This is a genomic window from Agarivorans albus (assembly GCF_019670105.1).
GTDB lineage: Bacteria > Pseudomonadota > Gammaproteobacteria > Enterobacterales > Celerinatantimonadaceae > Agarivorans > Agarivorans albus.
This window is the reverse complement of sequence record NZ_AP023032.1, coordinates 3,755,066-3,781,281: the sequence shown is the minus strand read 5'-3', so window position 1 is coordinate 3,781,281 and position 26,216 is coordinate 3,755,066. Positions and strand designations below refer to the sequence as shown.

Below are 26,216 nucleotides of genomic sequence, written 5' to 3'. Positions count from 1 at the left end.
CAGCAACTTAGAAGCTCATGATGATAGATAAACAAGCGCGGCAATACCTGCAAGAGATGGATATCGATGTGTGGCTCAAGCGGGCCACACCGGTAAGCAAAACTCTGCGAGCGTCGCAGTCTTGGCCGCTAGTGCTAATTATAGAGCCTGCAGTTTTAGAGCAGCATTTAGCGCTGTTTAAAGGCATTGTTGCGGCGATGAAGCTAGAGTGGGCCGATATTCATATTTGTAGCGCCGCGCATTTTCCAGAAGCTATCGATAGTTGGGTGTTATGGGCCGATCCTTTGAACACCGCACCTAAGCATTCTAAAATCTTGTTTTGCGACCCACAGCAGTTGGCTAGCGATAAACAAGCTAAGCGTATTTTATGGCAGCAGATATGTGCTCAGATCTTAAAACAAGCTTAAGCCCTCTATCGGTGATGGATGTGCCGATGATGCTAAACATAGAGCAACAAGCACATTCGCACCCATGGAGCCGCGCTTTACTCACCAGTAACTTTGGTGGTTTGTATCGAAACCTTGGCCTTTGGCAAGACGACCGCTTATTGGCTTACATTATTTTGCGGGTGGTGGCTGGCGAGGCTGAATTGATCAATATTGCGGTAACGCCCGAACAGCAAGGCAAGGGTTTAGGCACCCAGCTTATGCGGGTAATGTTAGAAATGGCAGACGAGCAGCAATGGCAACAGATTTTGCTGGAAGTTAGAGAAAGCAATGTGAGTGCTCAAAAGCTCTATCTGCGTTTTGAGTTTGAGCAAATAGATCGCCGCAAGGGCTATTATCCCTGTGATAAAAAAGGGCGTGAAGACGCCCTTATTATGCAACGTTTTTGTTAGGCTTTATTTAGCTGCAACCGATGTTGCGGCTCTCTTCATTACCAGTGCCACTGAAAGTGAATACCCTGATAATTACTACCACCTTTAATTCTGCCAAATAGCGATGAGTTCTCGAAGATACCCGAGCGGTGATGAATGTTATAACCCAGCCACATTTTTTCCATTTCTGGCTTCTTAAACAAGTCACCTAAGTTTACATCTAAAGAAAAGTCTAAATAGTTGAGCAACTTGCTTGGATTATAACCTTTACCTTCTTCGGCTAAGTCAACTTCTTCGATATAGGTAATATTGGTGACATAAGAGAGGCCCTCTGCTACGCCAAAACGCCAACGAATTGGCCAAGTGAAGGTGTAATAAGCCTTAAAGGCAATCACATACTCTAGGATTGGATCCTGTACCTCAGAGCTATGGTGATAAGCCAAGCCTGGCGTTAGGTAAACGTCTATCGGGAAGCCGAGCAAGGTTTCACTGAGTAAGTGACCATAAAACACCGAGCTTAACTGGTTGTTATATTCATCTTTTTCGGCTTTAAAGTGGATGATATCGCCTAAGTTAGAAGGCGTAGCCCAAGCATGAGATACCCTCAAGTAACCTTTTGGCCAGTCGCCTTCAGTGGTTTGATACTGCTGATTGAAAAAGCTAATGCCCAAAAAGCTTTCGAATTGAAAATCTTTGTCGATGATATCTACGTTTTGTACTTCTTTACCGTAATAAGTACCCCCTAAGCGACCCACTAGATAGAAGTCTCGCCATACGTGGTAGCGCATATCGATACCGGCTTTTAAATCCACATCAGCTTGGGTTTTAAAAAGCTCTAGGCCGTAGTAGCGGGTATTGTACTCGCTGCTTTTAAGGTGAGCGATGGCATAGGGCGCTAGATACCAGCGATTGTAGTGCTTCTGCCAAGTAAGGCCTAAGTTGCCGTGAAAATTACCGGAATCATCACTTAATAACTCGGTGTTAAAAGAATAATTGGGTTTGAAGCGCCATTGGCTGCGAACACCGTAATCAATGCCGTCGCCGCGAATTTGGTTTTGATACTCTGACGGAATGTCGAAGAAGCGATATCGGCCCATAACAGAGATATCAAAGTCGTCTTCTTTCCATATTTTGTAGCCGGCTTCTAAGCCGTCTAGATATACTCGGTCGCCTCGGTAATATAGCAGCGGCATAACATCAGCAACGGTATTGGTTTCTGAGCGATAGGGGATAGTGGCATTTCTAAATCCAAAAGCGATGCCCCAATCGTCATCCATTAAACCGTCAACCATTTCACTGGCTTGGCTACTAAGGCTAAAACACCACAATGTTAAGACAAGAGAATATGAGAGTAGCGAGTTAAGGTGGCGTTTCACCGCTTGATTCTTCCATGTTGGCTGTTTTTCGAGCCAATATTGTCGCACGGGTCACAGATAAACTAAAGCTCGCTTCAGAAAGTGGCATGAAGTTTCCTTTTTGCAAGGTATCTTGTGCCACCCAAATTTGATTCATTTCTAAAACCAAATAGCTAGAAACGTGGTGCTCAGGATCAAACATTACAAACAAAGATGGGTAGGTATTAAGGTTGAACTGGTCGGCAAAACGCTCGTGGGTGCGGTCGGTATCAATGTTCACCTGTACTTTCACATAGTCTTCAAGCATGCGTTTGATTTGAGGATTGTTTAAATAGTCATATTCAAACGCGATACAGCGTTGGCAGGCTTGCCTGCGCAAATACAAAAACAGCGGTTTTTCAGTGAGTTTTGATTCTCTAATGCCTTGATGGTAGCCCTGGATATCAAATAGCCAGCCATCTTTGGCGCTCACTCCGCGGCCATGAACGTGGTAGATAAAAATGTAACTAAGAGCAGCGCCACCTAAGGCTATCAATATCAAAGTAAAGAAGACTTTTTTGAATAGCTCAAAGCTCATCGGTTGCCCCTTGGTGAATTAACTAAGCATTTGTTTATAAACGTACTTAGTTAGCTATCGGCCTAATAATAGTAAGCTTTAGTTTGTTGATAAATCAAGCTAGGGCTAGCTTGCAAGATTTGCTTAAAAAAAAGCCTCGCGAGTGCGAGGCTTTTTGCAGGAGAGCTTAGCTATTTAACAAATTCTAGAATTGTTAGTTGCTCACCTAGGTAGGCAGTATTGTTACCAGGAACTGGATACAGCTGCGAACTACGAGACTGTCCATCGTCGTTGTCTGCTAGGGCAATGTTCCAGTCAATGGTTTTACCCGCTAAGCTGTCTACCGGCAATTCAATAGAGAATTGCATGATGGTGCCATCTTCATTCCATTTGGCAACACGCTTACCAGGGAAGGTGTTTTTCTGGAAATCTTGACCCACTATGCTGCGCAGTTGTACAAACTCTTCACCAACTTTAATGAAAATTTCAATGTTGTCAGTTTGCCAATCATCGCCACTGGTCACCGTTTTGTTGTCATGGCGGTGAACAACGCCATGCAAGGTATTGCCAGAGTAAGCTACCCGCCAAGTGCCATGAATAATGTCTTGGCTTGGTGGTGTTTGGTTGATTGGATTAAGTTGGTTAAAGGCAAATGGGTAGTGGTAAACATTTTCCCATTTTGATAGGTCAAAAGCGCTAGTGGCGTCAAAGCCTTCAATTGGCTCGGCTTTAAAGCTAACTACTTGGCCTTTCAATTTATCGCTAATTTCAGTGTTTTGAGCAGTAAAGAATACTTCGCCAAAATCATGACCTTGCCAGCCGTTGTTAGTACCAGGCACCGGGTAAAGCTGCGCGTGACGACCAGCTTCTGGGCCAGCATCGTTATCGGCTAAGGCAATGTTAAAGCCTAAAGTTGTACCCGACAGAGTTTTGGTTTTCTTCGGCGTAATTGAGAACTCTAGAACAGTACCATCTTCGCTCCAGTAGTTTTTGATATCAGCTTGGAAGGCTGTAGGAGCAAACTCTTCGCCAACTAACGCACGAATTTGCGCAAACTCTTCACCAAAACCTAGGAATACCTCTACAGAGTCATTTTCCCAAACCTGCGCTTTGTTACCGGTAACAGTTTTGTCGTCTCTACGTTCGACACGCCCATAAAGGGTGTTGTCATCATAAAGTAAGGCAAAGCGACCCGAGATGTTGCTCTCTGCTGGTAAGGTTAAGTCTTTTCCACCTAACTGGTTGTAGGCGAAGGGGTAGAATACCGCGTCATTCCACTTGGCAATGTCGCCATCTAGAGGCATTGCTTGTTTCGCTTCATTACTAATAAAGGCTTCGAAGCGGCGTCCTGTATCAGCTAATGGTGCTGGTGGCTCCCAATCAAATTTACCGGCGGCTTTATCGGCAAATACTTTATTAACCGCTGTGTAAGCTGGTTTTTCTTTGTATTGCTTATCAAACATTAAGCCGTGGTCGTAACCTTTAAACCAATGCGGGATCCAGCTGTATTTATCGCTAATACCCCAAGTAGTGAAGAAGTTAACTTCATCATAGTAAGCTGTTAGCTTGGCTAAGTCTTCATACATGTTGGCTTGTTGTTGCAACATCCGGTCAGTAGCGGGATCTTGCATACGAATATCAATTTCGGTGAAGTGAAACTCTAAACCAAGCTCTTGAATTCGCTCAATGTTGGCAGCAATGTCGGCAACCCGAGGCTGTACGCCAACTACCAAGTGGGCTTGAGTACCAATACCGTGAATAGGCACACCTTGCTCTTTCAGTTTTTTCACTAAGCGGTAAGCTGCGTTCGCTTTTGGTGTTTTACCTTCGGTAGAGTAATCGTTGTAAACCAAAATCGCATCAGGGTCGGCTTTGTGGGCAAACTCAAAGGCTTTTGCAATATAGTCTTCACCTAGCGCTTTGTACCATATTGTTGGGCGCCAGCCGCCGTTATCATCTAAGGCTTCGTTTACTACGTCCCAGTATTTCACTTTACCTTTGTAGTGACTCACTACAGCGGTAATGTGCTCTTCCATGATTTTTAGCATTTCTTCTTTAGAGAAGTCGCCATTGTCTAACCAATCAGGGTTTTGAATGTGCCATACCAAGGCGTGGCCACGAACCATCATGTTATTTTTTTGAGCGAAATCTACCAGCTTGTCAGCTTTATCGAAGGTGAACTTGCCACGCTCTGGCTGCAAGTAGCTCCACTTCATTTCGTTTTCTGGGGTAAGTTGATTGAATTCACGAGCCAGTGTCTCGGCGAATTGCTTATCTTGAAGGTGGCGTGTTTCTAAGGCCGCACCGATGAAGGTGTCTTGACCTTTTACTACATCTCTTAACGGAGCAGCATTTACTTGTAAGCTGCAAATTGCAGCAGCAAGCGCCGCCACTTTAAAAAATCCTGTCTTAATCGCATGCTGGCGCATGTTTCTCACTCCTTAAACCGTTCTTAGCTTAAGGCTACCTTAGCCCTCCTTTTATCTAGGGAGCACTGCGAAACTTGATAAATTCGTTGCGAAAAATCACTAATGTGAGCTCTCTCATGCTTGTATGATAATTAATGAATTTCTCAGTTGCAGATGAAACTTGCTAATGTATGTTCCGCGCTGTCATCACTATTTGCTTGTTTAGTAACGATATTTAGATTGAACTAAGGCTTGGCGTTGTTTTCTTCTGAGAGGGGAGTTGCAGCCTGTTCATTGTTTGCTTGCTCAGCTTCTAAAGCGGCGCGCTCAGCTTTTGAAACATAGCGCGGTTTGTTGCTATTTTGCTTTTTAGCGTTGGCTTTTTTAGCTTTTTTCTTCAGCGTTTCGTTGATTTTCTTTTTGCGGTTCACGAGTTTGTGCCTGTACTAAATGAATGGCGCAAGTTTAACAAATTGTAGCAATAAGTTCTTTAGCTTATGCCTGAGGAATAAGTTAGCACCAGCATCCATGCCGGTTTGCTAAATTGAATGCTTAGGCTGCCTCATGTATGGCTTGATGGGCTTGCTTTTGAAGCTGCTCGGCTAAATCGAAGGGCAGGCGCAGAGCGTAGGCTAGGCCATCTAAGTGTGCTTGCTCAGCAGCGTTATCTAAGTTGATAGCAAAGCAAGAGGCCAAGTAGAGCTCAGATTTTTGCTCGATGGTTTCTACTTCACTGGCCAACTCGCCAATGGAAATAGGCTGGCGCATTAGTCGATACAAGGTTGATTTTACTTGCTCGCTAAGCGCCATTTGTTCTAGTGCTTCAAAAATTCGTTGCTGTTCTTGCTCGTCAATGTGCCCGTCTGCCTTGGCAGATGCGATCATCGCTTTAAGTATCGTGAGCTGAAAATCGTTGTTATTGGCGGTACTGGTAAAGCTGGATTGATCGATTTGCTCTAATTTTTGGCTAGTATGGTGGTTTTGCGAAGAGCTAGATTGCTTTTTCCAGTTACTAAAAGCGCTATAAGCTAAGCCACCCAGTACCGCTGCACCGCCATAGGTTGCCGCTTTGCCAGCAAACTTTCGTGCAGATTTGTTACTTACTAATAAGGCCATTAAGCCACCCGCTGCAGCGCCTCCGGCTAATCCACCCGGAATTGCCCCCAATACTCCACCACCTTGCTGTGCGGTTTTGGGAGCATCGCCAGAAGCACCTAAAAACTGGTTAAGTAAATTGTTAATCATGCTAATTTCTCCTCTTGCTTAGCTAGTCTTCTCCGTTAAGAAAACCAAGAATATGCAGCAAGCTGGTGAACAAATTGAAGATGGCAACAAACAACGAGGTTGTAGCCATAATGTAGTTGGTTTCTCCGCCATGAATGATGTTGCTGGTTTCATACAAAATTAGCCCCGACATCAACAGAACGAACATCGCCGATACACCTAAGGATAGCGCAGGAATGGCAAAGAAAATTGCGCCTAAACCGGCAAGAAAAGCCACAATAATGCCCACCATTAAAAAACCGCCCATAAAGCTAAAGTCTTTTTTGCTGGTAATGGCATAAGCAGATAGCGATAGGAAGATCACTGCGGTAGCTACCATGGCTTGGCTAACAATCAGGCCGCCATTTGGCAGGCTTAAGTAAGCGGTAAGGATTGGCCCAAGGGTTAAGCCCATAAAGCCAGTTAGAGCAAAAATACAAACTATGCCCCAAGCACTATTGCGCAGTTTCATGGTGGCAAACAGCAAGCCGAAGTAGCCCACCAAGGTGATAATGATACCGGGGTGGGGCAGGTTCATCGCCATAGAAAATGCCGCGCTAGCGCCACTAAACATAAGCGTCATAGAGAGCAAGGCATAAGTATTGCGAATAACTTTATTGGTGGCTAATACGCTCTCGTTAACATGGCTAGGGGTATTGCTAATAGGGTGATTGTTCATCTTGTCACTCCTTCCTCAGCAGAGTTTGTTGGGTATTCGGTGAACTCTACAAATTCGCTATTTAGTGGATCGTTATCGTCTTCATCGCTCAAGCTGTAATAGTCGGCAACACTAATGTCGGGAGCCCGTAGAGCTTTATTGCGCACCCGTGCTATACGCCGAGTTACCGAGCGACTAGCCCGGCTAGCTGCGCGGTCTATGGCAACATATATTTGAGCTTGAATGTCTTCTATCACCACATCGGCTTGGCCAGCTAACTTAACCAAAATTTGGCAGCGCTTGCCGTTTGCCCCGCTGCTCTCTTTGCTATCTGACAGCTTGACCGCAATGCGCATAATGTTGTTGTACTGGGACCCAAGTGCAAAGTTAATCCGTCTTTTGATGTAGGCTTGCAGTGGTTCACTCAGTGGAAAGTGTTGTGAATGCATATCAATTTTCATACTACTTGGCATGGTCTGCTCCTAAGCTGAATCAATACTTTGAATCACGAGTCACTACCATAATGGGCTTTTATACTTAGGTATACTCGAATATACTTTCCTTATGGTTCGAAAAATACGAAGTGTTTGCTGTGATAAATTATAAACATCTGCATTATTTTTGGGTGGCTGCCAAGCAAGGCGGTATTGCTCGAGCCAGTGAATTGCTGCATATCACGCCACAAACTATCAGCGGCCAGATAAGCTTGTTAGAGCAGCATTTTGGCAGCGCCTTATTTAGCAAAGTGGGTCGAAACTTAGAATTAACCGAAACTGGCCGTTTGGCTCTTAGTTACGCCGATGAAATATTCACTTTAGGTGATGAACTGGAAGATAGCCTAAGGCAAGGGTCAGCAGAACGTCCGCAGTTGCTAAAAGTGGGCATCGCCGAAGTGGTTCCCAAAACCATTGCTTACCGTCTGTTAGAGCCGGCCTACAACATGGGTGAGCCTTTACGCATGTTGTGCAAAGAAAACACCCTAGAGAGTTTGTTGGCAGAGCTAGCCCTAAACCGTTTGGATTTAGTGTTGGCAGATGGCCCTGTGCCTCCCGGTTTAGGCGTGCGTGGTTTTAATCATGCGTTAGGGGAAAGTGGCGTAAGTTTTGTGGCTAGCCCAAGCATTGCTAAGTCACTACAAGCTAACTTTCCGGCCTGCTTAGACGGTGCGCCATTGTTAATTCCAAGTGAAATAAACCTTATGCATGTACGACTGTTGCAATGGTTTGATAAACAAAACATTCACCCGCAAATTATGGGTGAGTTTGATGACAGCGCATTGATGAAAACCTTTGGTCAAGCTGGCGTGGGGGCGTTTATTGTGCCGACCGCCATTGCCGATGAAGTGGTGAATCAATACGGTGTTGAATTAATTGGCAGCATCCAAGACGTACGAGAACAGTTTTTTGCGATTACTGCCGAGCGCAGAATTGCCAATCCAGCAGTAGTGGCCATTACCGAGTCGGCGCGCGAATGGCTAGCGTAGTATTTCTAGTTAAGCCAGCTTAGAACGCTTTTGTGCTATGTGCTCCAAATTGATTAATTTGAGTTTGTTTGCTGCTTTACTAAACCGCTAAATGTTACCGGGTGATTTACACTTAAGCATATCTCTGTATGCCTTAGGTTTATTGTATGTCGCGCCAAGTATTTCCCTTCTCTATTGTTCAAGATGGCAAACCAAGTAACGGGCTTGCCGAACTGAGCTTGCTTAACTCAAATACCCTTAGAGTGAAGATTGTCCCTGATACCGAGAGTTTAAGCAAACAGCAAATGCTAAGTGAGTTGGTGGTGTTGCCGCAATTAACGGTTGACCCGCTGTATAGCTCTACCGAGCAAATGCGCAGCGAGCACTTGAATATAGCGTTTAGCGAAAACGGCTTGAGCATTAGCACTGCCGAAGGTGAGCTGCTGCGCGTAGCGCAAACTGCTTTTAAGCAACAAGGTGATGATAGCGCGCTTAGCCAGCACTTTGTTAGCTCAGGTGAACAAGCTTTTTATGGCTTAGGTCAATATCCTGATGGGATCTTTAACTACCAAGATCAAAGCCGCGAGATTTGCCAATCTAATAAAGGTATAGCAGCCCCTTTGCTACTATCCACCAAAGGTTATGCGGTGTTATGGAACCAACTTGCTTTTACCCAGTTTACTAGCCAAGGAGAGGGCTTTAGTTTTAGCTCAGCTGCTGGAGAGTGCATAGAGTTTTACGTTATTTATGGCCCCGAGTTTGACCAAGTTATTCAGCATTATCGAAAGCTTACTGGCGCTGCGCCGCTGTTTGGCCGTTGGGCTTATGGTTACTGGCAAAGCAAAGAGCGTTACGTAAATGCCGCCGAGCTAGTTGCCACAGCTAAAAATTATCGCGATAAAAAAATTCCCATCGATAACATCGTACAAGATTGGAAATACTGGGGAGATTTGGGCTGGAGCGCGATGCAGTTTGACGAGCAAGTGTTTGGCGATGCAGCCACAACCATTGCGCAACTTCATGATATGCACTTCAAACTCATGGTGTCGATTTGGCCAATTGTTGGCAAGGGCAGCCCAGTGTTTAAGGCCTTGTTAGAAAATGGCTATTTATTCGAAACCGAACATTGGGCCGATGGCCATATTTACGATGCTTATAGCCAAGGCGCACGTGATATTTATTGGCAACACCTTAAAGCCGGATTAATGGATCTAGGAGTAGATGCGCTTTGGATGGATGGCACAGAGCCAGAGTTTATCTCGACCCAAAATCCAAAAGATGGCGTGGAGTTTTGCCATCAGCAACGTGATACCGAGTTAGGCTCTTGGAAGCAGGTGCTAAATGGTTATTCCTTAATGACCACGCGAGGAGTTTATGAAGCGCAGCGCCAGCAGATTTTGCAAGGAGCAGAAGACAAGCGTGTTTTCACTCTTAGTCGCTCCAGTTATTTAGGTCAGCAACGTTACGCTGCGGCTTGTTGGTCGGGAGACATAAGTGCTACTTGGCAAGTATTGCGTCAGCAAATTCCAGCAGGCTTAAACTTGTGTGCCGCGGGTTTACCTTATTGGACTACCGACATCGGTGGATTCTTTACCAGTGGTTTTGGTGCGAACTTCCCAGAAGGTGTAGATGATGATGCCTACAAAGAGCTGTATGTTCGCTGGTTCCAATATGGGGCTTTTTGTCCGCTATTTCGCTCTCACGGCGCCAATACACCGCGCGAAATCTATCAGTTTGGCGAGCCGGGAGATTGGGCCTTTGACGCCTTGTTAAAGTTCGACAAATTGCGTTATCGCCTATTGCCTTATATCTATTCACAAGCATGGAATATTACTGAGCATGGCGGCACCATGATGCGTTTGCTGGCCTTTGATTTTAGGCAACAAGCGCAGCTGCATAACATTAGCGATCAGTTTATGTTTGGCGACAGTTTGATGGTGTGCCCAGTTACCCAAGCTATGTTCCATCAACAAAGTTTGCAGCAACAGTTGATTGCTCCAGAGCATTTGCACACGGCGGAAGGCTTGCAAGGCATTAGCGAGCAACACTTTTCTGATGATCAATTCAAACAGCTGGTTGCTACGCAAGTGGTTGAAAGCATCGATGGCAACTGGGCAGGTGGCCCGCCAGCGGGTTTGCCTTTAAGTGGTTATAGCGTGCGTTGGCAAGGGGTGCTAACCGTGCCGGTCGATGGCGAGTACAACTGGCTGATTCATGCTAATGATGGGGTGCGTTTCTATTTAGACGGTAAGCTGTTGATTGATAGTTGGCAAACTCAGGCGCAGCTTAACCATAAAGCGAGTTGTCATTTAGAGGCAAATCAACAATATCAATTGGTGGTTGAATATGCGCATTGGCAAGGTTCGTCAAAATGTAGCCTAAGCTGGGCACATGCAGGCATCGCTCATCAGCAAACACAGTTATATCCAGCTGAGCGAGAGGTGGTGTTACCTGCTGGTCTTGCTTGGTATAACTATTGGAACAAGCATTGCTATCAAGGTGGGCAAACTATTGCGATGGGCACGCCTATCGATATTATGCCCTTATTGGTGAAAGCAGGAGCCATTATTCCACATGGCCCCGACGTGCAGTATCACGATGAACTGCCCAGTGACCCGCTTATCATTGAGGTATACGCGGGTGAGGATGGCCGCTTTTGCTTGTACGAAGATGAGGGCGACAGTTATCGCTATGAGCAAGGGGCCTATAGCGAAATTGTGTTTGAATGGGATAACAGTAAGCGCTGTTTACATATTGCCAAACGCAGCGGCAGTTTTGCGGGTATGTTGCAACAACGTACCTTTATTGTTCACTTAATTAGCGCTTTTGATATTCAGCGACAAACCCTAGTTTATGTGGGAGAGGAGCAAAGCTTGCAGTTTTAAATAAACCAAATGCTGGGTGAGCTCTAAAACTGTGCAGCAAGCAGGCGCTTAAATTAGCAAAATTCTCTATAGATTGTTTTTAATAAACTAAACAATTACTTGGCTTATTCTCTATACTATTTAGCATCACTGAAGTGGCAGGGTAGCAACTTCAGTTCATTTTAATAACCTAGAGAACATGGATATGTTGAATCAAAAAACCTTTGAGCGCGGTGCAATGGAAGCCGCCATAAAAATAGGTTTACTATTTTTGTTAGCCGCATGGTGTATCGACATTGTGCGGCCCTTTATTACCCCGGTCATTTGGGCGATGATCTTGGCTGTAGCGCTTAATCCTCTGTATTTAAAACTCAAAAATGTGGTGGGTAAAGGTGGTGTAGCCGCCACCATTATTGTGCTGGTGTTTCTAGCCATAATTTTGGTACCTGGGGTTAAGGTGACTACCGCAGCAATCGACAGTTTAGCTGCTGTAGGTAAGCAAGTTCAGCAGGGCAGCTTTGAAATTCCTCCTCCTTCAAATTCAATCAAATCTTGGCCGCTAATTGGCGAAAAAGTACATGCGCAGTGGTCCTTAGCTGCCAGTGATTTACAGCGCTACTTAGGTACTTATGCAAGCCAAGTGGGTGACGTGGCTGGCAAGGTGATTGGTTTTGCTGGTGGGCTTATTGGCGGACTGTTGATGTTTTGCTTCTCGGTAATTATTGCCGGAGTATTTATGGCAAACGGTGAAAAAGCGGTACTGGGAGCGCAATCGTTAGCAAATGCCTTGGCAGGTAAGCATGGTAGCTACTTAACCAATTTAGCCAGTAATACCATTCAAAGCGTGGCAAAAGGCGTGCTTGGTGTTGCGGTTATTCAAGCTACTTTACTATCAATCGGCTTTTTTGCCGTAGGCGTACCGGGGGCGGCTGTATGGTCGGTGTTGGTGCTGATTTTGGCCATTGCCCAATTACCGCCGTTTTTAGTGGTATTGCCGGTGGTCATTTATGTCTTTAACCACGAGTCTACGGTGGTGGCAGGGATTTTTGCTGTATGGAGCATACTAGCGGGCTTTAGTGAAAATGTGCTCAAACCTTTATTGCTAGGGCGCGGCGTAGATGTGCCAATGCTGGTGATTTTGTTAGGTTCTTTAGGGGGAATGCTAATGTCTGGCTTTGTAGGGTTGTTCTTAGGAGCAGTAGTTCTAGCAGTTAGTTACCGCTTGTTAGTAGCATGGTTAGAGCTAAATTCTCAAGAGCAGGCAGATGCTAACGATTAAGTACCAAAACAAAAATTAGCCTTAAGTAAAATAAATACGGAAATAAGAGAAACACGATGTCTGAACAAAATGAAGCCTCAGAAGCTGCGCCAAGCAACCCTTTACGTAAAAGTTCGTTGTTGGTATTTGCCCTGTGTATTTTGGTTTTTATTATTTATGTCGTGAGCGATAGAGTGACGCCTAATACCGACAATGCTCGGGTATTTGGTTTTGTGGTGCCGATTGCCGCCTCGGTATCGGGCAAACTGGTTGAAGTGAATGTTACGAACAACCAGTTAGTTGAAAAAGGCCAACCTTTGGCCAAGGTAGCCGAAGAAGAATACGTGCTGGCGGTCACTCAAGCCGAAGCCGCATTAGAGTTAGCCGGGCAAGAAATTGGTGCAGGAACCGCTGGCGTTTCGGCTGCGCAAGCGCGCTTACTTGAAGCATCCACCTCTTATCAAGCGATTCTTACCGACGCCAATCGTTTGTTTGCCGTAGAAGACCAAAACGTTGTGCCGCAGCAAAATATTGATAGAGCGCGCAGCGATGTGGCCAAAGCTAAAGCTTCGGTAGCCAAGGCCAACGCAGAGTTGGAACAAGCTAAACAAAATCTTGGGGTGAGCGGCGAAGATAACCCTAAGCTGCAATCCGCTTTAGCTAAGTTGGGCAAAGCCCGTTTGGATTTATCTAAAACCGTAATTGTTGCGCCTTCTGAGGGAGGGGTGACTAACTTACAGCTAGAAGCTGGTTATTACGCGAATAAAGGCCAACCGCTGATGACTTTTGTCACCACCAAAGAGGTGTGGATTGAGGCCTATATGCGAGAAAACAATATTGCCAATATCAAAGCGGGCGACCCGGTGGAAATAGCCCTAGATATTGCACCAGGCAAAATCTTCAAAGGCGAGGTGGTGTCAATTGGGTTTGCGGTTAATTATGGTCAATCTAACAACTTAGGTGCGCTACCTACTATTCCGCAAACGGCTGGTTGGTTGCGAGATCCGCAGCGCTTTCCGGTAATCATCAAATTCTCTGATGATACTGCCCATGGCTTACGACGAATTGGTGCACAAGCAGATGTAACGGTATATACCGAAGGCACCTTCATTATGAAAGCGTTGGCTAAGCTGGCCTTAAGGGTTAAAAGCTGGTTCTCTTATGTCTACTAAGGCCTTAAGCTTGCGGCTTGCTAATCCTCTAAAAGCGCATATGTTGCGCTTTAGCTTAGTGAGTGCCTTGGTACTGGTGCTGGCGGTAAGTTTAGAGTGGAGTATGTCATTTGTTACTGCCATTTTTACCGCTCAGTTGTTATTGCCTGGCAAGCCACCGCTAAATTTGGCCTTAATTAAAACCTTAGCGCTAGCGGTATTAAGCTGTTTTTTGGTAGGGCTTGGGGTTGTGCTTATTGCCCAGCCTTATCCTTTGCTACTGTTTATCATTCTTGCTTGGTGTTTGTTTTTTGTATTTTACCGAGCCAGTACCGGTTTAAATGAGTTAGTGGTGCTATTTCTGTTGGTGGCACTAATCGCCTTGCCGATGTTGGCCAGTGCTAGCAGGGCAGCAGCGTCTAGTTTTGTTGTCGACTTTATGCTGGCCTTTGTCTTGGCCTTGTTGATAGTGGCCTTTGTGCATTGGCTGATACCAGTGAAAGACGACTTCCACCAAGGAGCAGAAAAGCAGCAAGCGCCGATTCTAAAACATCAAGATGCCTGTCGTCAGGCAGTGGTTAGCACCATAGTTATACTGCCACTTATTATCTACTTCTTTGCTTTCGATAAACTCAGTGATTTGCTAGTGGTGATTTTTGTGGCTATTTTGGCGCAAAACCCCGAGTTAACTAAAGGCGCAAAAGTCAGTATAGGAATTATTTTCACCAACATTGTAGGTGGGTTAATTGCTGTGCTGGTATTTAATTTATTGGTTGCAGCGCCGCAGTTTAGTTTTATGGCACTGCTAATTACCCTTACTTTTATGCTGATCGCCCAAGCTATTTACCTGCATCCTAAAGGCGCGATAGTAGCAGCTGGCCTATCGGCTTATATCATTATACTGGGCAGTACTATTGGCAGTGATGGCGGCTTAGCTACCACTAAGTTTTATGCGCGTATCTTCCAGTTAAGCATGGTGGGTTTGTATGTGGTGGGCAGTTTTTACTTAGTGCATAAGTTGGCTTGGCTTAAGCCAGTTAGTCCTAATAGCTGACCTTGTATTGTGAACCTGTTGCCGCTGATTAATTAAAAAGGCTGATTTACGGTAAAACGAAAAATTGAGTCATCTTTACTAAAACCTAGGTCTGCTCGCGCAACAATATTCTCAATGAAAATACGTGCGCCAAAGCCAGCGCTCCAATTCATGTTTTGGTGCAGTTTTGCAATATCTAACTGGTCTTCAACTTTTCCCATTTCTGCAAATACTGCAAATTGCCACCATGGGAAGTTATAGTTACGGATAAATGGAGCGCTGGTTTGTGGCTGCCAACTAGGTATCATGCGATATTCCGCTGCATAAAATACGGCGCTTCGGTCATTAAAGTAATCATCGGCATAACCACGCATACGATCCCCACCTCCAAGCACAGATTGAGCAAACCAAGCAGGTTGGCTATTGGGATCATTCTTATCCCAAGTGGGTATATCAGAAATATAAGCAGTAAGTGATAAACTCTGTTGTCTTGTCCAAGAAGTATTACCAAGGTCAAAGTAGTTTACTTGCTGCGCTTCTAAACGCGTGTAGCTGGCTCGCTCGGCATTGCCCCAGTCTCGAATCAATCGAGCATAACTATGATGACCAGCGTTCGGTGAAGGAGTATAGTTACGTGCATCATGATCTAAGGTAAATTGCACGCCCGCCGTTTTGCCTTCAACATTGCTTACATAGTCTGAACGAAAGTCTCGGCTACGATAAAACGGTTCTACTTCAAACACCGTTCGCGCAGTATATTCATGTCTTGTTGGTAGGCCAAGCAGCGGAGCTTTATAGGCTTGTTGGTGGCTTTCAGACAGTAGGTAGCGAAAGGTAAGTAGCCAGTCTCGCTGTAAGTAAGAAGCGTCGTTAGGCACATCGATGGGATCATCAGGGCGCTCGCCAATAAACATTTGTGTATCCATAAACTCGGCCTGTAGCCCAGAAATATCCATGGTCCAACGCTCTGTTAAACCAAGGTTAAAATAACCTAAGTAGCTGATGTAGCTGTTGTTAACCGAATAAGCACCAAAACCAACAACTTGTGCTTGTGGTTGACCAACACCGGTTACCGTTACAACTGAGCCAGCTAGCAAACCAGTACTTTCCATCGCACCTATGATGGGGATTACTACCGTTTCTGTGCCATTGTTAACAGCTTCCACATCGTAGACGTTAATTCTGTCTTCATCTGCTAGTAGATTGAAACTCCCAGTAAAGAGTGCAGCAAACAACCAACAAGCTTTCATGCTTCGACTACCTGTTTTCTTCGCTTGTGAGTTACTGGTAAGTATCGAACTAAATGTCATCGCTATTTTCTCTGGTTGTGTAACTAACGAAGGCTGTTGGGCCTGATTTGCGAGTGATTATAAGGAGCTGGTTGTTAACAAATAGGACTTAGAGAAATTCAAATTAGCGGATTTGTGGATGTGGTCTTGGCTAAATAAAAGGGATTGTGAAGGCTATTTTTCCTTAAGCTTTATGCTTGAGCACTTAGCTGCTGTTAATTGTTGGTTAAGCCTGTATGCTAAATATAAGCAATTACTTATGTATTAATTTCATGGATGAGGTTAAGCAACGTTGACTAAGAAGCTACTTATTGCCATTTTTCTAAGCTTTCAATCACTAGCCTTAGCCGGTGATTTGAGTATTGGGTTTGGTGCGTTTGCTTCGAATCGTGATTCTTCTATTATCAACAAGGGCGTAATGAGCTTGGACTTAGCCTTGGTTTACACCTGAACTATGCTGAAGACTGGGATCTTACCGGCTCAGACCATGATTTTTATTTAGATTCAAAGGCAGTTAGTGGTTACATGACGGACTTTAGTGCAGGGCTTCGTTATCACGCTAACCAGCACTGGTGAGTTAATCTAAGCTATGACTATTATCAGGTGGGAGTAGATTGGAATAAGGTCACCTTGAAATACACTTTTCAAGGCCCCTATTTGAGTGCGCAATATGTGTTTTAGTGAAGCATAAGAAGAAGTATCAACGATGAAAAATAAATTAGATGACTTAGATTTAAACCTTCTCCGTTTATTGTGTGCAGTGGTAGAAACACGTAATACCCACACGGCGGCAGATAAGCTGGGCATCTCACAAACCAGCGTCAGCCGAGGCATGGCTAAACTCAGAGAAACTTTTGGCGATAGACTGTTTATTCGCAAAGCTCATGGGGTAGAGCCTTCGGAGCTTGCTGAGCGATTGGCGGAAGCGGCTAACAGTATGCTGAATCCGCTAGTGAAGGTCTTGGAGTCTTTTCAAGATTTTGACCCCTTAGAGTTTGATGGCTGTGTGAGAGTCGCGGTACATTTAGCAGCTCTTGAAGTTCATGGCCCCGATTTGTTTGAAGCATTACGCGAAGATTTTCCCAAGGCTCGTATTGAGCTTTTATATTGGCAAGACAGAACCACCCTTGAGGTGCTATCTGGGGAAGTGGATGCAGTTGTTCAGTTTGAAGGTTTCCCTTTGCCGCAAGAAATCTACCTATTTCCGGTACTTGAATATCAAGTATGTTTAGTGGCAAAAAAACATCATCCAGTACTTTCTCGAACCAGCGAGTGGGATAGCGTGGGTAACTTGCCTGTTGCCAGAATTGTCACCGACGGGGTAGTGACGCGACGCGAAGCGATGGATGAGGTATATGAAGCAAAGGGTTTTCAGGCGAATGTCACTTTTAGCTCACATTGTATACGGGCAATCTTGAGAAAAGTCAGAACCTCAGATGCGATCATGTACGGTACAACTTATCTTCGAGACCTCGACGACGGGGTGGCATTTTATCCTCCTCCTCCAAATATGCCCGCCGCCGTATCTCGTTACACCTTGTGTGGTGGCTATCTACAAACAAAGCGTGACTACCCTTTAACGCAAGCTTTGCATCAAACACTGTTGAGTTACTTTGAAAATATAGAAACACCTCCTCTAGAGCTGCAGGATTAGTTGCTAAGCAGGTTGAGGTAACAATTGGGACTTTTTTGTACGGCTATCTAGCTGGCGAATACGGCTTCTAAGCTTTTGCTCCAATAAGATGAAAAAGCTAGGGCCCAGTAAACAAGGAGCAAATACAATTTCGTCTAGCCAATTTATATCTGCCAGTAAATGCAAATCACTGGCGATATCGCTCAATTGACTCTGAGTTAATTGAGCTGGCGACTGCGGCCAAGCTGCTGAGAGATCGACGCTTAGTAGTCGATAGTTTAGCCTGCTAAGCGATGTGGTTAGCTCTTTTAATTGCTCAGGTGCACTGCGGTGCACCAGTAGCAGCACACAAACGCCTTCCCCTGAATCTGTAATATGGTAACTACGGTCATTAAGATTTACTTGATACTTCATGGTTGTTCCTCTATTTGAAAGAGATGCTGATTATGGGTAACTGAGCGTGGCAAACCATGGTTTAAAGAAATTCATATTTGCTGAATAGTGCTTTTGCATATCTGAATTTCTCAAAACCGTATCACGCTTATCTAAAGTGGGTAAACTTCGCAGCAACTTTCACAAACATGGATTTAGTGAACACCGGCAGGGAAAGCCTATGTGATTTTGAATATATAACTAATCAAACGCTGAACTCGTTTGAAAGGAAGTTTAACTTTACTCTTTGGAGCCCTGTAATGCGCCTGTGTCAGCCCACATCATTAACATCGTTTGCTAAGCCAAAAGGTAAGCGACTACTCACTTCACTAATTGCAACTACGTTCCTAGTAGGATGTGGAAGTGAACCAGTTGAAGAAACCGCAACGCTTATTCGTCCAGTGTTTACCGAGCCAGCGGCTACGGTTGTGCTAAATAGTCAGAATCAGTTCTATGGTGAAGTGCAGTCAGCCAATCGCGCAGAGATGGGCTTTCGTACTGGTGGCCGTATTGCTGCATTTTTCGTTGATGAGGGTGACCAAGTGCTTAAGGGTGACTTGCTGGCAACTCTAGACCCTACCGATGCGCAAATTACTCTGTCTCGCGCTGAGATAGACCAAGAGAACACCCGCCGTGAGTATCTTCGCGCCAAGCAACTGTTCGACAACAATGGTGCGATTGCCAAGGCAGAGTTGGATCAAATAGAAAGCAGTTACTTGGTAGCACAAAATCGGGTTAAAGAAGCGCAACGTCAATTAAAGCACACTAACTTGTATGCTCACTTTGATGGTGTAATTGCTCGCCGAACTGCGGAAGACTACGACCTGGTTCAAGCTGAACAAACTGTGCTGACCATGCATGACTTGGACAATCTTGAAGTTGTTATCCAGATACCGGCGAGTGTAATGCAAACCCGCGGTGGTAGCGGTAAAGCATATGCTACTTTACGCACAATTCCGGGCCAGGTATTTGACCTCTCATTGAGCCGCTACGCTACCGAGCCTGATCCTGTTACTCACACTTATGCTATCACCTTGACCTTCGATGACATTCGCGATGAGCGAGTGTTCCCTGGTATGGCGGTGACTGTCACTCCAAACGATAAGTTTGAAGATCAAGCTCAATCAGTAATGGTGCCAGTTACTGCGGTGCAGCCAAACAACATGGGCCAACAATTTGTTTGGGTGGTTAATAGTGACAACCAACTCGAGCGCCGCGAAGTTGAAGTGGGTGGGATAAGCGTTGAGCAAGTGGAAATCATTGCAAATCTTACTCAAGGCGAACAGGTGGTGGTAGCTGGTTTAGCTGGATTGACCGAAGGTATGGCTGTGCGCGCTCAGCAACTTGACGCAGAGGGAGCCAAGTAGATGAATATTGCTCGCTATACCCTTGCTAAACGCACCAGTGTTTGGGTAATCATTGCCTTAATACTGATCGGTGGCTACATCAGCTATCAAAAATTGGGTCGCTTTGAAGATCCTGAATTTGTAATTCGCCAAGCGTTAATTGTAACGCCGTACTCTGGTGCTACAGCGCAAGAAGTCAGTGATGAAGTGACCGACGTAATCGAAGGTGCGCTGCAAAGCTTACAAGAAGTAAAAGAGATTACTTCTACCTCGAAGCAGGGCATGTCAGAAGTCACCGTAGAAATGAAGATGGAGTTCGCCAAAACCGAAGCGGAGCTTCAACAGATTTGGGATAAGGTGCGCCGCAAGATTAATGATGTGCAGCGACAACTTCCGGCAGGTGCTGGGCAGCCCATCGTCAACGATGATTTTGGTGATGTGTACTCGCAGTTCTACGCGGTTACTGGTGAAGGCTATACCGACAAGCAGCTACAAGATTACGTAGACGTGCTGCGTCGCGAATTAGTGCTGGTGCCAGGAGTTGCGCGTACTCAAACCTTGGCGGAAAAAGATGAAACCATTTTTGTTGAGATTTCTAACCAGCGCCTAGCGCAGTTCGGCATCTCGGCTGAGCAAATCTATCAAGTTTTAGAAAACCAAAACACCATTACCGTGGCCGGAGCTATCGACAGTGGTGATATGCACATTCCGGTGATTCCAAGCTCTACCATTCGCTCTTTTGACGATATTCGCAACATCCACTTGGGCTTGGGTAGTGATAACACCATCCTGCGCTTAGGCGATGTGGCTAAGGTAAGCCGTGGCTTCCAAGAGCCAGTTTCCATGTTGATGCAATACAACGGCGAGCGTGCCATTGGCTTTGGTATCTCTAATGTGGCTGGCGGTAACGTGGTTACCATGGGTGACGCAGTAAAGGCGCGTATTGAAGAACTAGCCAGTCAGCGCCCACTGGGTATTGAGCTAAATGAAGTCTCTTTGCAGTCGGATTCGGTAGCCGCTTCAGTTTCAGATTTCGTTAACAACCTCATTGCCGCAGTCGCGATTGTATTTGTGGTGCTATTGCTGTTTATGGGTCTACGCACCGGCCTTATTATTGGCTTTGTATTGGTGCTTACCGTTGCTGGCACCTTGATTGTGATGCTGATTGACAACATCGCCATGCAGCGTATCTCGCTCGGTGCTTTGATCATTGCCTTGGGTATGTTGGTAGACAACGCCATTGTTGTCACCGATGGCGTATTAGCCCGCTTGCAGAAAGACCCAAATGCTGACCGTGAGCAAGTGGTATCTGATGTTGTTGCTGCAACTAAATGGCCACTGTTGGGCGGCACCATCGTAGGTATTTGTGCCTTTAGTGCAATTGGTTTGTCACCTTCAAACATGGGGGAGTACGCCGGTTCGTTATTCTGGGTAATCCTATACTCAATGCTGCTCAGCTGGTTGTTCGCGGTTACCGTTACCCCAATGCTGTGTCACGACTACTTAAAAGTTAAGCCAGCGAAAACTAATCAAGTTAGCCGCCCAATGACTGCTTACACTCGTGTTTTGCACTGGGTACTAAAAAACCGCAAGGTATCGTTGATTGCCATTGCCGGCGCCTTGATGCTTGGCCTTAAAGTATTTGGTTATGTGCCTCCTGGCTTTATGCCGGAATCGCAACGCCCGCAGTTTGTGGTGGATGTACGTTTGCCACAGGGTTCGGATATTTCTCGTACCCATAAGGTCATCAACAGCATTGAGCAAGACGTTGCAGCGAAAGACGGTGTCACTAATATCACCAGCTTTATTGGCGGTGGCGGTCTGCGCTTTATGCTGACTTATTCGCCAGAGCCGGGTAACCCTGCTTATGGCCAGTTGTTGGTTGATGTAGCTGACCACAATGTGATTGAGCAATTGGTAACAGAGCTACAAACGGAGCTAGAGCAGGCTAATCCAGATGCATCAATCATGGTGTGGAAGTTTATGCTTGGCCCAGGTGGCGGTAAGAAGATTGAAGCTGCCTTCCAAGGCCCAGATAGCGCAGTGCTGCGCGGCCTAGCTGAGCAAGCTAAAGTGCTGATGAATGAGACGCCGGAACTGATTGCCGTTCAAGACGATTGGCGCCAGCAGGTGCCAGTGGTTCAGCCGGTGTTCTCCGGTGAGAAGGCTCAGCGCTATGGTTTAACCTCGCGCGAAATCAATGCGGCGATTAACCAAACTCTGACTGGTCGTAATGTAGGTGCTTATCGTGAAGGCAACGATCTAATTCCAATCGTGGTGCGTGCGCCTCAAGACGAACGTAACCATGCCCGTGCCTTGGAAAACACCGAAGTGTTTAGCCAAAACCTGGGTCAGTTTATTCCGCTAGCGCAGTTGGTTGATGAAGTTAATGTGGTTTGGCAAGACGCTATGCTAAAAAGGGTAGACCGCGTGCCAACCATTATGGCGCAGGCCGATCCTGCTCCAGGCATGCTTACTGCTGAAGCCTTTGAAGTCATTCGCACCAAGATTGAAGCCATGGAACTTCCACCGGGCTACAGCCTAACTTGGTATGGTGAATACAAAGAGGCCAAAGAAAGTAACGAAGCCTTAATGGCCGCTGCACCTTATGGCTTCACCGCCATGGTATTGGCAGTTGTGTTTATGTTTAATGGTATTCGCCAAGCCGTGGTGATTTGGATGACTGTGCCATTTGCCGTCATCGGTGTAGCGATTGGTTTGGTGAGCTTCCAGACGCCGTTCGAATTTATGGCTACCTTGGGCTTCTTAAGCTTGGTGGGCATGATGGTGAAGAACGCGATTGTACTGGTAGACCAAGCTGACGTTGAGATTAGAGAAGGTATGCCGCCATATAGTGCGATTATCGCAGCAGCGACAAGCCGTGCTCGCCCAGTATTGCTGGGTGCTTGTACCACGATCCTTGGCGTAGCGCCGCTATTGGTGGACCCGTTCTTCAAGAGTATGGCTGTCACTATTATGTTTGGTTTGTTATTTGCGACGCTGCTGACCTTGGTTGTGATTCCGTTGTTCTATGCTTTGATATTCCGTATTAAGGCTGACTCTGCCGCCCCTGTTCAGACAGCTGAGCAAGCAGTAGAACAATTAGAAAATAAGGCATAAACAAAAGTAGGGCGCACATTGCGGTGCGCCTTTTTATTTAGCGCCTTACAACAATGCTCGGCGTTAAAGGAAAGGAATAAAGAATGAATGTTATTGAAATAGAGGGCTTTCTTACCTTCACTTTGGCAATTATGTTGTTATTTGTAGGTAAATGGGCCACTGCAAAATTTGCTGTGTTACGTAATTACAGCATCCCAGAGCCAGTGATTGGTGGTTTTGTTTGTGCTGCGGTGGTGGCGCTGCTTTACTATTTGGCTAATATTCAACTGCAGTTCGACCTAGAGTTACGTGACTACCTGCTGTTGTACTTTTTTGCGGGCATTGGCCTTAAAGCCGACTTTAAAACGCTCATCTCTGGTGGCAAACCCTTGTTGGTGCTAACCCTTTTGGCGGTTATCTACATCGTGCTGCAGAACGGCATTGGTTTAGGCGTGGCCACTATGTTCGGCCTAGAGCCTATTGTTGGCCTGCTTTCTGGCTCAATATCTTTGATTGGCGGAGTAGGGACAACCATGGCTTGGGCGCCAACCTTTGAAGAAATGGGTATTGAGGGGGCTGCAGAGTTAGGCATTGCCAGCAATACGGTTGGCTTGATTGCCGCGTGTTTGATTGGTGGTCCAATTGCTAAGTATTTGATCAATCGTAATCAATTAAAAGCTGTTGAAGGGGATGAGCTAGATATTGGTGTTCATCATGAACAGTCGGTTCATTTGGACCACTTTGGTTACCTGTATGCATGGTTGTTCCTCAATCTCAGTATGATTTTTGGTTATATGATTAACCTTGGATTAGAAGAAGCCGGGCTTAACGTACCGCTATTTGTATCTTGCCTTATCGCGGGTATCGCCATTGGCAACTTTAAGAGCTTGGTACTCAAGAAGAAAATGGATGAGAACGCCAGTAAAGGTTTAAGCCTTATCTCAGATATCTGTTTGGGTATGTTCTTAACCATGGCCTTGATGGGCTTGCAGCTTTGGCAGTTGGTGAGTTCTATTGGTTTCATCAGCGTGGTGATGTTTGCTCAACTGGTGCTTTCGATAAGCTTCACCGTATTTATCGTGTTCAAGCTGATGGGTAAAGATTATGAGGCAGCTGTTATTAGCTCGGGTTTTGGTGGGATCACCCTAGGCTCAACGGCTACTGCGATTGTGAATATGACAGCGGTTACTCAACAACATGGCGCAGCGCACAAAGCCTTTATTATTGTACCTTTGGTGTGTGGTTTCTTCATTGATATAGCCAATGCCCTAATCATTAACGGCCTTATTGGTCTATTTACATAAACTTTTAGTAAATCAGCCTCTAATTACAGAGGCTGATTTATTGATGCAAATTTGAATTTCTCTAAACCCTTCTTACCCATATTTAAATATTAAATAATAAAGCCCTGTTTTTGTTTATAAGGGCTTTTTTATGAATCAAATTAACTTCACTGCCATTATGCTAATTCTGGTTATTCTGCTTCCTGTGGTGGTAAAACAAGTTTTTGGTTAATCAGTTGCATTTTAGAATTTTTCTAATTCTTGTTGTTTTGTTGGTTGGCCTAATAAAATTGAAAGGTAAATAATTGTTAAGTGGTTTGCTTTATACATTAGTAGCAGGTTTTTAACTTAGGGCTGGCAAGATAATAGTCTTGCGGCTTATCTAAGAAAAATAATCATTGAGAAATAACCATGAACATATTTAAAAGAAATGAAACCAGCGCCTTTAAACATGGCCGTTGCCCATTTAAAAGTGGCGTGCGCTATACCGGCGTAAGAATCGGTGGAGGAATGATGCTGGTAAGAAAATTTGAAGCCAAAACCGCCAGTAGTGAAGTAATAACAATGACAACCAAGCACTTTGAGCAAATTGTTGTGCCGGGTTAGCTTCGAACGGCTAAGAGTAGCTTATGCTTATCTAAGTACTAGCGATATGCTGAGTGCTGTTACTGCCAAATAAAACCATTCAAGCCCACTGAGCTTTCTCTCGCTAGCAACTATTACTACTGGTTAAACCAAAGTCCACAAAGCAAAAAAAGCGCAGCAGCGCTTTTGGGTATTTATTTAGCTGATGCTGAACCTATAGGGTGCTAAGACACTGTTCCATTTTTAAGCTCAGTCCTGGCTCTAATTGATCCCAATCAAAGCTAGCAATGTCTGTCGCTAGCTGTTGCTTCTCAGCTTCTGCAATCTGTTGCTCGTAAAGCGCAGCATAGTTTGGAGCATGAGTTTCCCAATGCTGAGGGTTGATGCCTTGACTGTATCCATAGCAATAAAGCCAGCGCATATAGGTATTGTCAAAAGGGGCGTCGGTTGGGAGCCCGGGTATGGTATGGTGAATGTACGAAAGCTTGAGTTCTGAATTGGTTAGTTTGGCCTGACGTTCAATCAAGGAAATATTAGTTTGGGTTTGAACACGTAACATAGTGGCGATCGAACGTCCCATAATGCCGAAGATACCGGGATTAGTTTCTTGCCATTCCGAGGCGAGTTTAGAATTGCTTACTACCCAAACCCGGCTTTCTAGGTTCTGGTTAGGAGCAAATCCAAGCGATTCCAAATATTGACTTTCATACTGACGATAAACCGAGATATCTAAGTTTTCTGGAATGAAGAACACCTGCGCCATTACGCCACCATCAACGTGTAGCTCATCATACACTTCACCATCAACCAGAACTGGCAGCAGTACCGGCTCGAAAGCTCCAGGAATGGCAGCGGATGCGATAATCACGTTTTCAAATAAGGTTTCTGCTTCTTCTCCGGTGTACTGCGCTATCGCGCCCATATCCCAAATTACGGCACGCTGTGCGTCTAAGTTGGTGGTCTTCACCAAGAAACGACGGCCACGCAAATGCTCCGCTGCAACCTGTGCCATTAAGTCTTGATTAATCTCGTCACGTACTAACTGAACAAAGGGTTGGGTGTCTAAGAAGGATGAGCTTGAAAATAGACTAAACAGGCTGCGCTTACTGTAGATGTTATCGTCAGAGTATTCGGTATAGAACTGGCGGATTTTGTGGTCGTAATCAGGCCCAAGGAAGGCGTATAGACCGAGAATAGCACCGGTGCTAATCCCGGTTACCAAGCGATACTCAGGGCGTTCACCGCTGGCACTTAAACCATTTAGCAAGCCTGCGCCATAAGCTCCGTTGGCACCACCACCGGAGATGGTTAGCATGTTTTGCACGCGAAGCTCGCCTTGCTCGTCCACTAGCAACTGTTTATCGAAGCTCTCGGTATACTCATGCAGCTCATCGGCATTAGGCTCTACATCGCCCCAGGTACGAATACTAGGATCAGCCAGTATGCCGCTGAGCGCAGCTTTGTTTAAGGGCAGGCCGTTTCGTTCTGGTGGAGAGCTACAGGCAACTAACAGGGCCGAGATAGCGGCTAAGACCAGGCTACGAGCCATAATGTTCATCCTTGGCTATGGCGAGTTTTAGTTATTTATTCAGTGTAATCAAATCGTTTGGTGGGGTCTAGCTGCGAGTGTTCAGCAAATAAAGTTTATTGCTACTTTAAGCCTTGGTTATGAAGTTTATGTATTAAAGAAAGCCCCCAGAATTTAGCTGCTGGGGGGATAATCT

Annotated in this window: 23 protein-coding genes; 13 read left to right on the top strand and 10 right to left on the bottom strand. The window is 45.5% G+C overall.

Annotated elements, in window-relative coordinates; translation table 11 throughout:
• Positions 1-17 precede the first annotated feature (17 nt).
• Positions 18-407 carry a DNA polymerase III subunit psi gene (locus K5620_RS17185; protein WP_016401589.1) on the top strand — a complete coding sequence of 130 codons (390 nt, stop codon included), beginning with the start codon at positions 18-20 and terminating at the stop codon, positions 405-407.
• A complete protein-coding gene (rimI, locus tag K5620_RS17180; protein WP_246612296.1) occupies positions 368-838 on the top strand; it encodes a ribosomal protein S18-alanine N-acetyltransferase in 471 nt (156 codons plus the stop codon). Before K5620_RS17185 ends, rimI begins: the two co-directional genes overlap by 40 nt.
• A 38-nt stretch (positions 839-876) precedes the next feature.
• On the opposite strand, the gene K5620_RS17175 is transcribed toward rimI, so the two are convergent.
• The 7 genes from K5620_RS17175 to K5620_RS17145 all read right to left on the bottom strand — a co-directional run bounded on the left by K5620_RS17175 (position 877) and on the right by K5620_RS17145 (position 7,530).
• Complete coding sequence (locus K5620_RS17175) at positions 877-2,193, bottom strand: MipA/OmpV family protein (protein WP_040307111.1); 1,317 nt, start codon at positions 2,191-2,193, stop codon at positions 877-879.
• Positions 2,177-2,749 carry a thioredoxin family protein gene (locus tag K5620_RS17170; RefSeq protein ID WP_016401586.1) on the bottom strand — a complete coding sequence of 191 codons (573 nt, stop codon included), beginning with the start codon at positions 2,747-2,749 and terminating at the stop codon, positions 2,177-2,179. The genes K5620_RS17175 and K5620_RS17170 overlap by 17 nt, the downstream gene beginning before the upstream one ends.
• Positions 2,750-2,919: 170 nt before the next feature.
• On the bottom strand, positions 2,920-5,157 hold the full coding sequence (locus K5620_RS17165; RefSeq protein ID WP_016401585.1) for an endo-1,4-beta-xylanase: 2,238 nt from the start codon (positions 5,155-5,157) through the stop codon (positions 2,920-2,922).
• A 224-nt stretch (positions 5,158-5,381) separates the two neighbouring features.
• Positions 5,382-5,567 (bottom strand): DUF2986 domain-containing protein, encoded by a 186-nt coding sequence (locus K5620_RS17160; protein ID WP_016401584.1) that lies wholly within the window; start codon positions 5,565-5,567, stop codon positions 5,382-5,384.
• Positions 5,568-5,688: 121 nt separating this feature from the next.
• A complete protein-coding gene (locus tag K5620_RS17155) occupies positions 5,689-6,381 on the bottom strand; it encodes a tellurite resistance TerB family protein (RefSeq protein WP_016401583.1) in 693 nt (230 codons plus the stop codon).
• 22 nt (positions 6,382-6,403) lie between these two features.
• Positions 6,404-7,078 carry a Bax inhibitor-1/YccA family protein gene (locus tag K5620_RS17150; protein WP_016401582.1) on the bottom strand — a complete coding sequence of 225 codons (675 nt, stop codon included), beginning with the start codon at positions 7,076-7,078 and terminating at the stop codon, positions 6,404-6,406.
• A complete protein-coding gene (locus K5620_RS17145; RefSeq protein ID WP_016401581.1) occupies positions 7,075-7,530 on the bottom strand; it encodes an HPF/RaiA family ribosome-associated protein in 456 nt (151 codons plus the stop codon). The genes K5620_RS17150 and K5620_RS17145 overlap by 4 nt, the downstream gene beginning before the upstream one ends.
• A gap of 119 nt (positions 7,531-7,649) precedes the next feature.
• Here K5620_RS17145 and nhaR point away from each other — a divergent pair, with 119 nt between their 5' ends.
• The 5 genes from nhaR to K5620_RS17120 all read left to right on the top strand — a co-directional run bounded on the left by nhaR (position 7,650) and on the right by K5620_RS17120 (position 14,846).
• On the top strand, positions 7,650-8,540 hold the full coding sequence (gene nhaR, locus K5620_RS17140) for a transcriptional activator NhaR (protein WP_040307123.1): 891 nt from the start codon (positions 7,650-7,652) through the stop codon (positions 8,538-8,540).
• A gap of 146 nt (positions 8,541-8,686) precedes the next feature.
• Entirely contained in the window at positions 8,687-11,404 is a 2,718-nt protein-coding gene (locus K5620_RS17135; protein WP_016401579.1) for a TIM-barrel domain-containing protein, read from the top strand.
• A 184-nt stretch (positions 11,405-11,588) separates the two neighbouring features.
• Complete coding sequence (locus K5620_RS17130; RefSeq protein ID WP_040307121.1) at positions 11,589-12,662, top strand: AI-2E family transporter; 1,074 nt, start codon at positions 11,589-11,591, stop codon at positions 12,660-12,662.
• A 56-nt stretch (positions 12,663-12,718) separates the two neighbouring features.
• Entirely contained in the window at positions 12,719-13,813 is a 1,095-nt protein-coding gene (locus K5620_RS17125) for an HlyD family secretion protein (RefSeq protein WP_016401577.1), read from the top strand.
• Positions 13,803-14,846: a DUF2955 domain-containing protein gene (locus K5620_RS17120; RefSeq protein ID WP_016401576.1), complete on the top strand. Its 1,044-nt coding sequence runs from the start codon at positions 13,803-13,805 to the stop codon at positions 14,844-14,846. Before K5620_RS17125 ends, K5620_RS17120 begins: the two co-directional genes overlap by 11 nt.
• A 32-nt stretch (positions 14,847-14,878) precedes the next feature.
• Here K5620_RS17120 and K5620_RS17115 read toward each other — a convergent pair whose 3' ends face one another.
• A complete protein-coding gene (locus K5620_RS17115; RefSeq protein WP_215426387.1) occupies positions 14,879-16,135 on the bottom strand; it encodes a BamA/TamA family outer membrane protein in 1,257 nt (418 codons plus the stop codon).
• 271 nt (positions 16,136-16,406) lie between these two features.
• On the opposite strand from K5620_RS17115, the gene K5620_RS17110 reads away from it, so the two are divergent.
• A complete protein-coding gene (locus K5620_RS17110; protein ID WP_016401572.1) occupies positions 16,407-16,565 on the top strand; it encodes a hypothetical protein in 159 nt (52 codons plus the stop codon).
• A gap of 255 nt (positions 16,566-16,820) precedes the next feature.
• Entirely contained in the window at positions 16,821-17,768 is a 948-nt protein-coding gene (locus tag K5620_RS17105; RefSeq protein WP_016401571.1) for a LysR family transcriptional regulator, read from the top strand.
• 3 nt (positions 17,769-17,771) lie between these two features.
• On the opposite strand, the gene K5620_RS17100 is transcribed toward K5620_RS17105, so the two are convergent.
• Complete coding sequence (locus K5620_RS17100) at positions 17,772-18,161, bottom strand: hypothetical protein (protein ID WP_016401570.1); 390 nt, start codon at positions 18,159-18,161, stop codon at positions 17,772-17,774.
• A gap of 278 nt (positions 18,162-18,439) precedes the next feature.
• Here K5620_RS17100 and K5620_RS17095 point away from each other — a divergent pair, with 278 nt between their 5' ends.
• From K5620_RS17095 to K5620_RS17080, 4 genes are all read left to right on the top strand, one after another.
• Complete coding sequence (locus K5620_RS17095; protein ID WP_016401569.1) at positions 18,440-19,546, top strand: efflux RND transporter periplasmic adaptor subunit; 1,107 nt, start codon at positions 18,440-18,442, stop codon at positions 19,544-19,546.
• Positions 19,547-22,645 carry an efflux RND transporter permease subunit gene (locus K5620_RS17090; RefSeq protein WP_016401568.1) on the top strand — a complete coding sequence of 1,033 codons (3,099 nt, stop codon included), beginning with the start codon at positions 19,547-19,549 and terminating at the stop codon, positions 22,643-22,645. It abuts the gene before it with no gap.
• 83 nt (positions 22,646-22,728) lie between these two features.
• The gene (gene gltS, locus K5620_RS17085) at positions 22,729-23,928 is read left to right on the top strand and encodes a sodium/glutamate symporter (RefSeq protein WP_016401567.1); all 1,200 of its coding nucleotides are present in this window, start codon (positions 22,729-22,731) and stop codon (positions 23,926-23,928) included.
• A 390-nt stretch (positions 23,929-24,318) separates the two neighbouring features.
• A complete protein-coding gene (locus K5620_RS17080; RefSeq protein ID WP_016401566.1) occupies positions 24,319-24,513 on the top strand; it encodes a hypothetical protein in 195 nt (64 codons plus the stop codon).
• Positions 24,514-24,706: 193 nt separating this feature from the next.
• Here K5620_RS17080 and K5620_RS17075 read toward each other — a convergent pair whose 3' ends face one another.
• Positions 24,707-26,041, bottom strand: coding sequence for a patatin-like phospholipase family protein (locus tag K5620_RS17075; protein ID WP_221077404.1), 1,335 nt, complete (start codon positions 26,039-26,041; stop codon positions 24,707-24,709).
• Between the last annotated feature and the right edge of the window lie 175 nt (positions 26,042-26,216).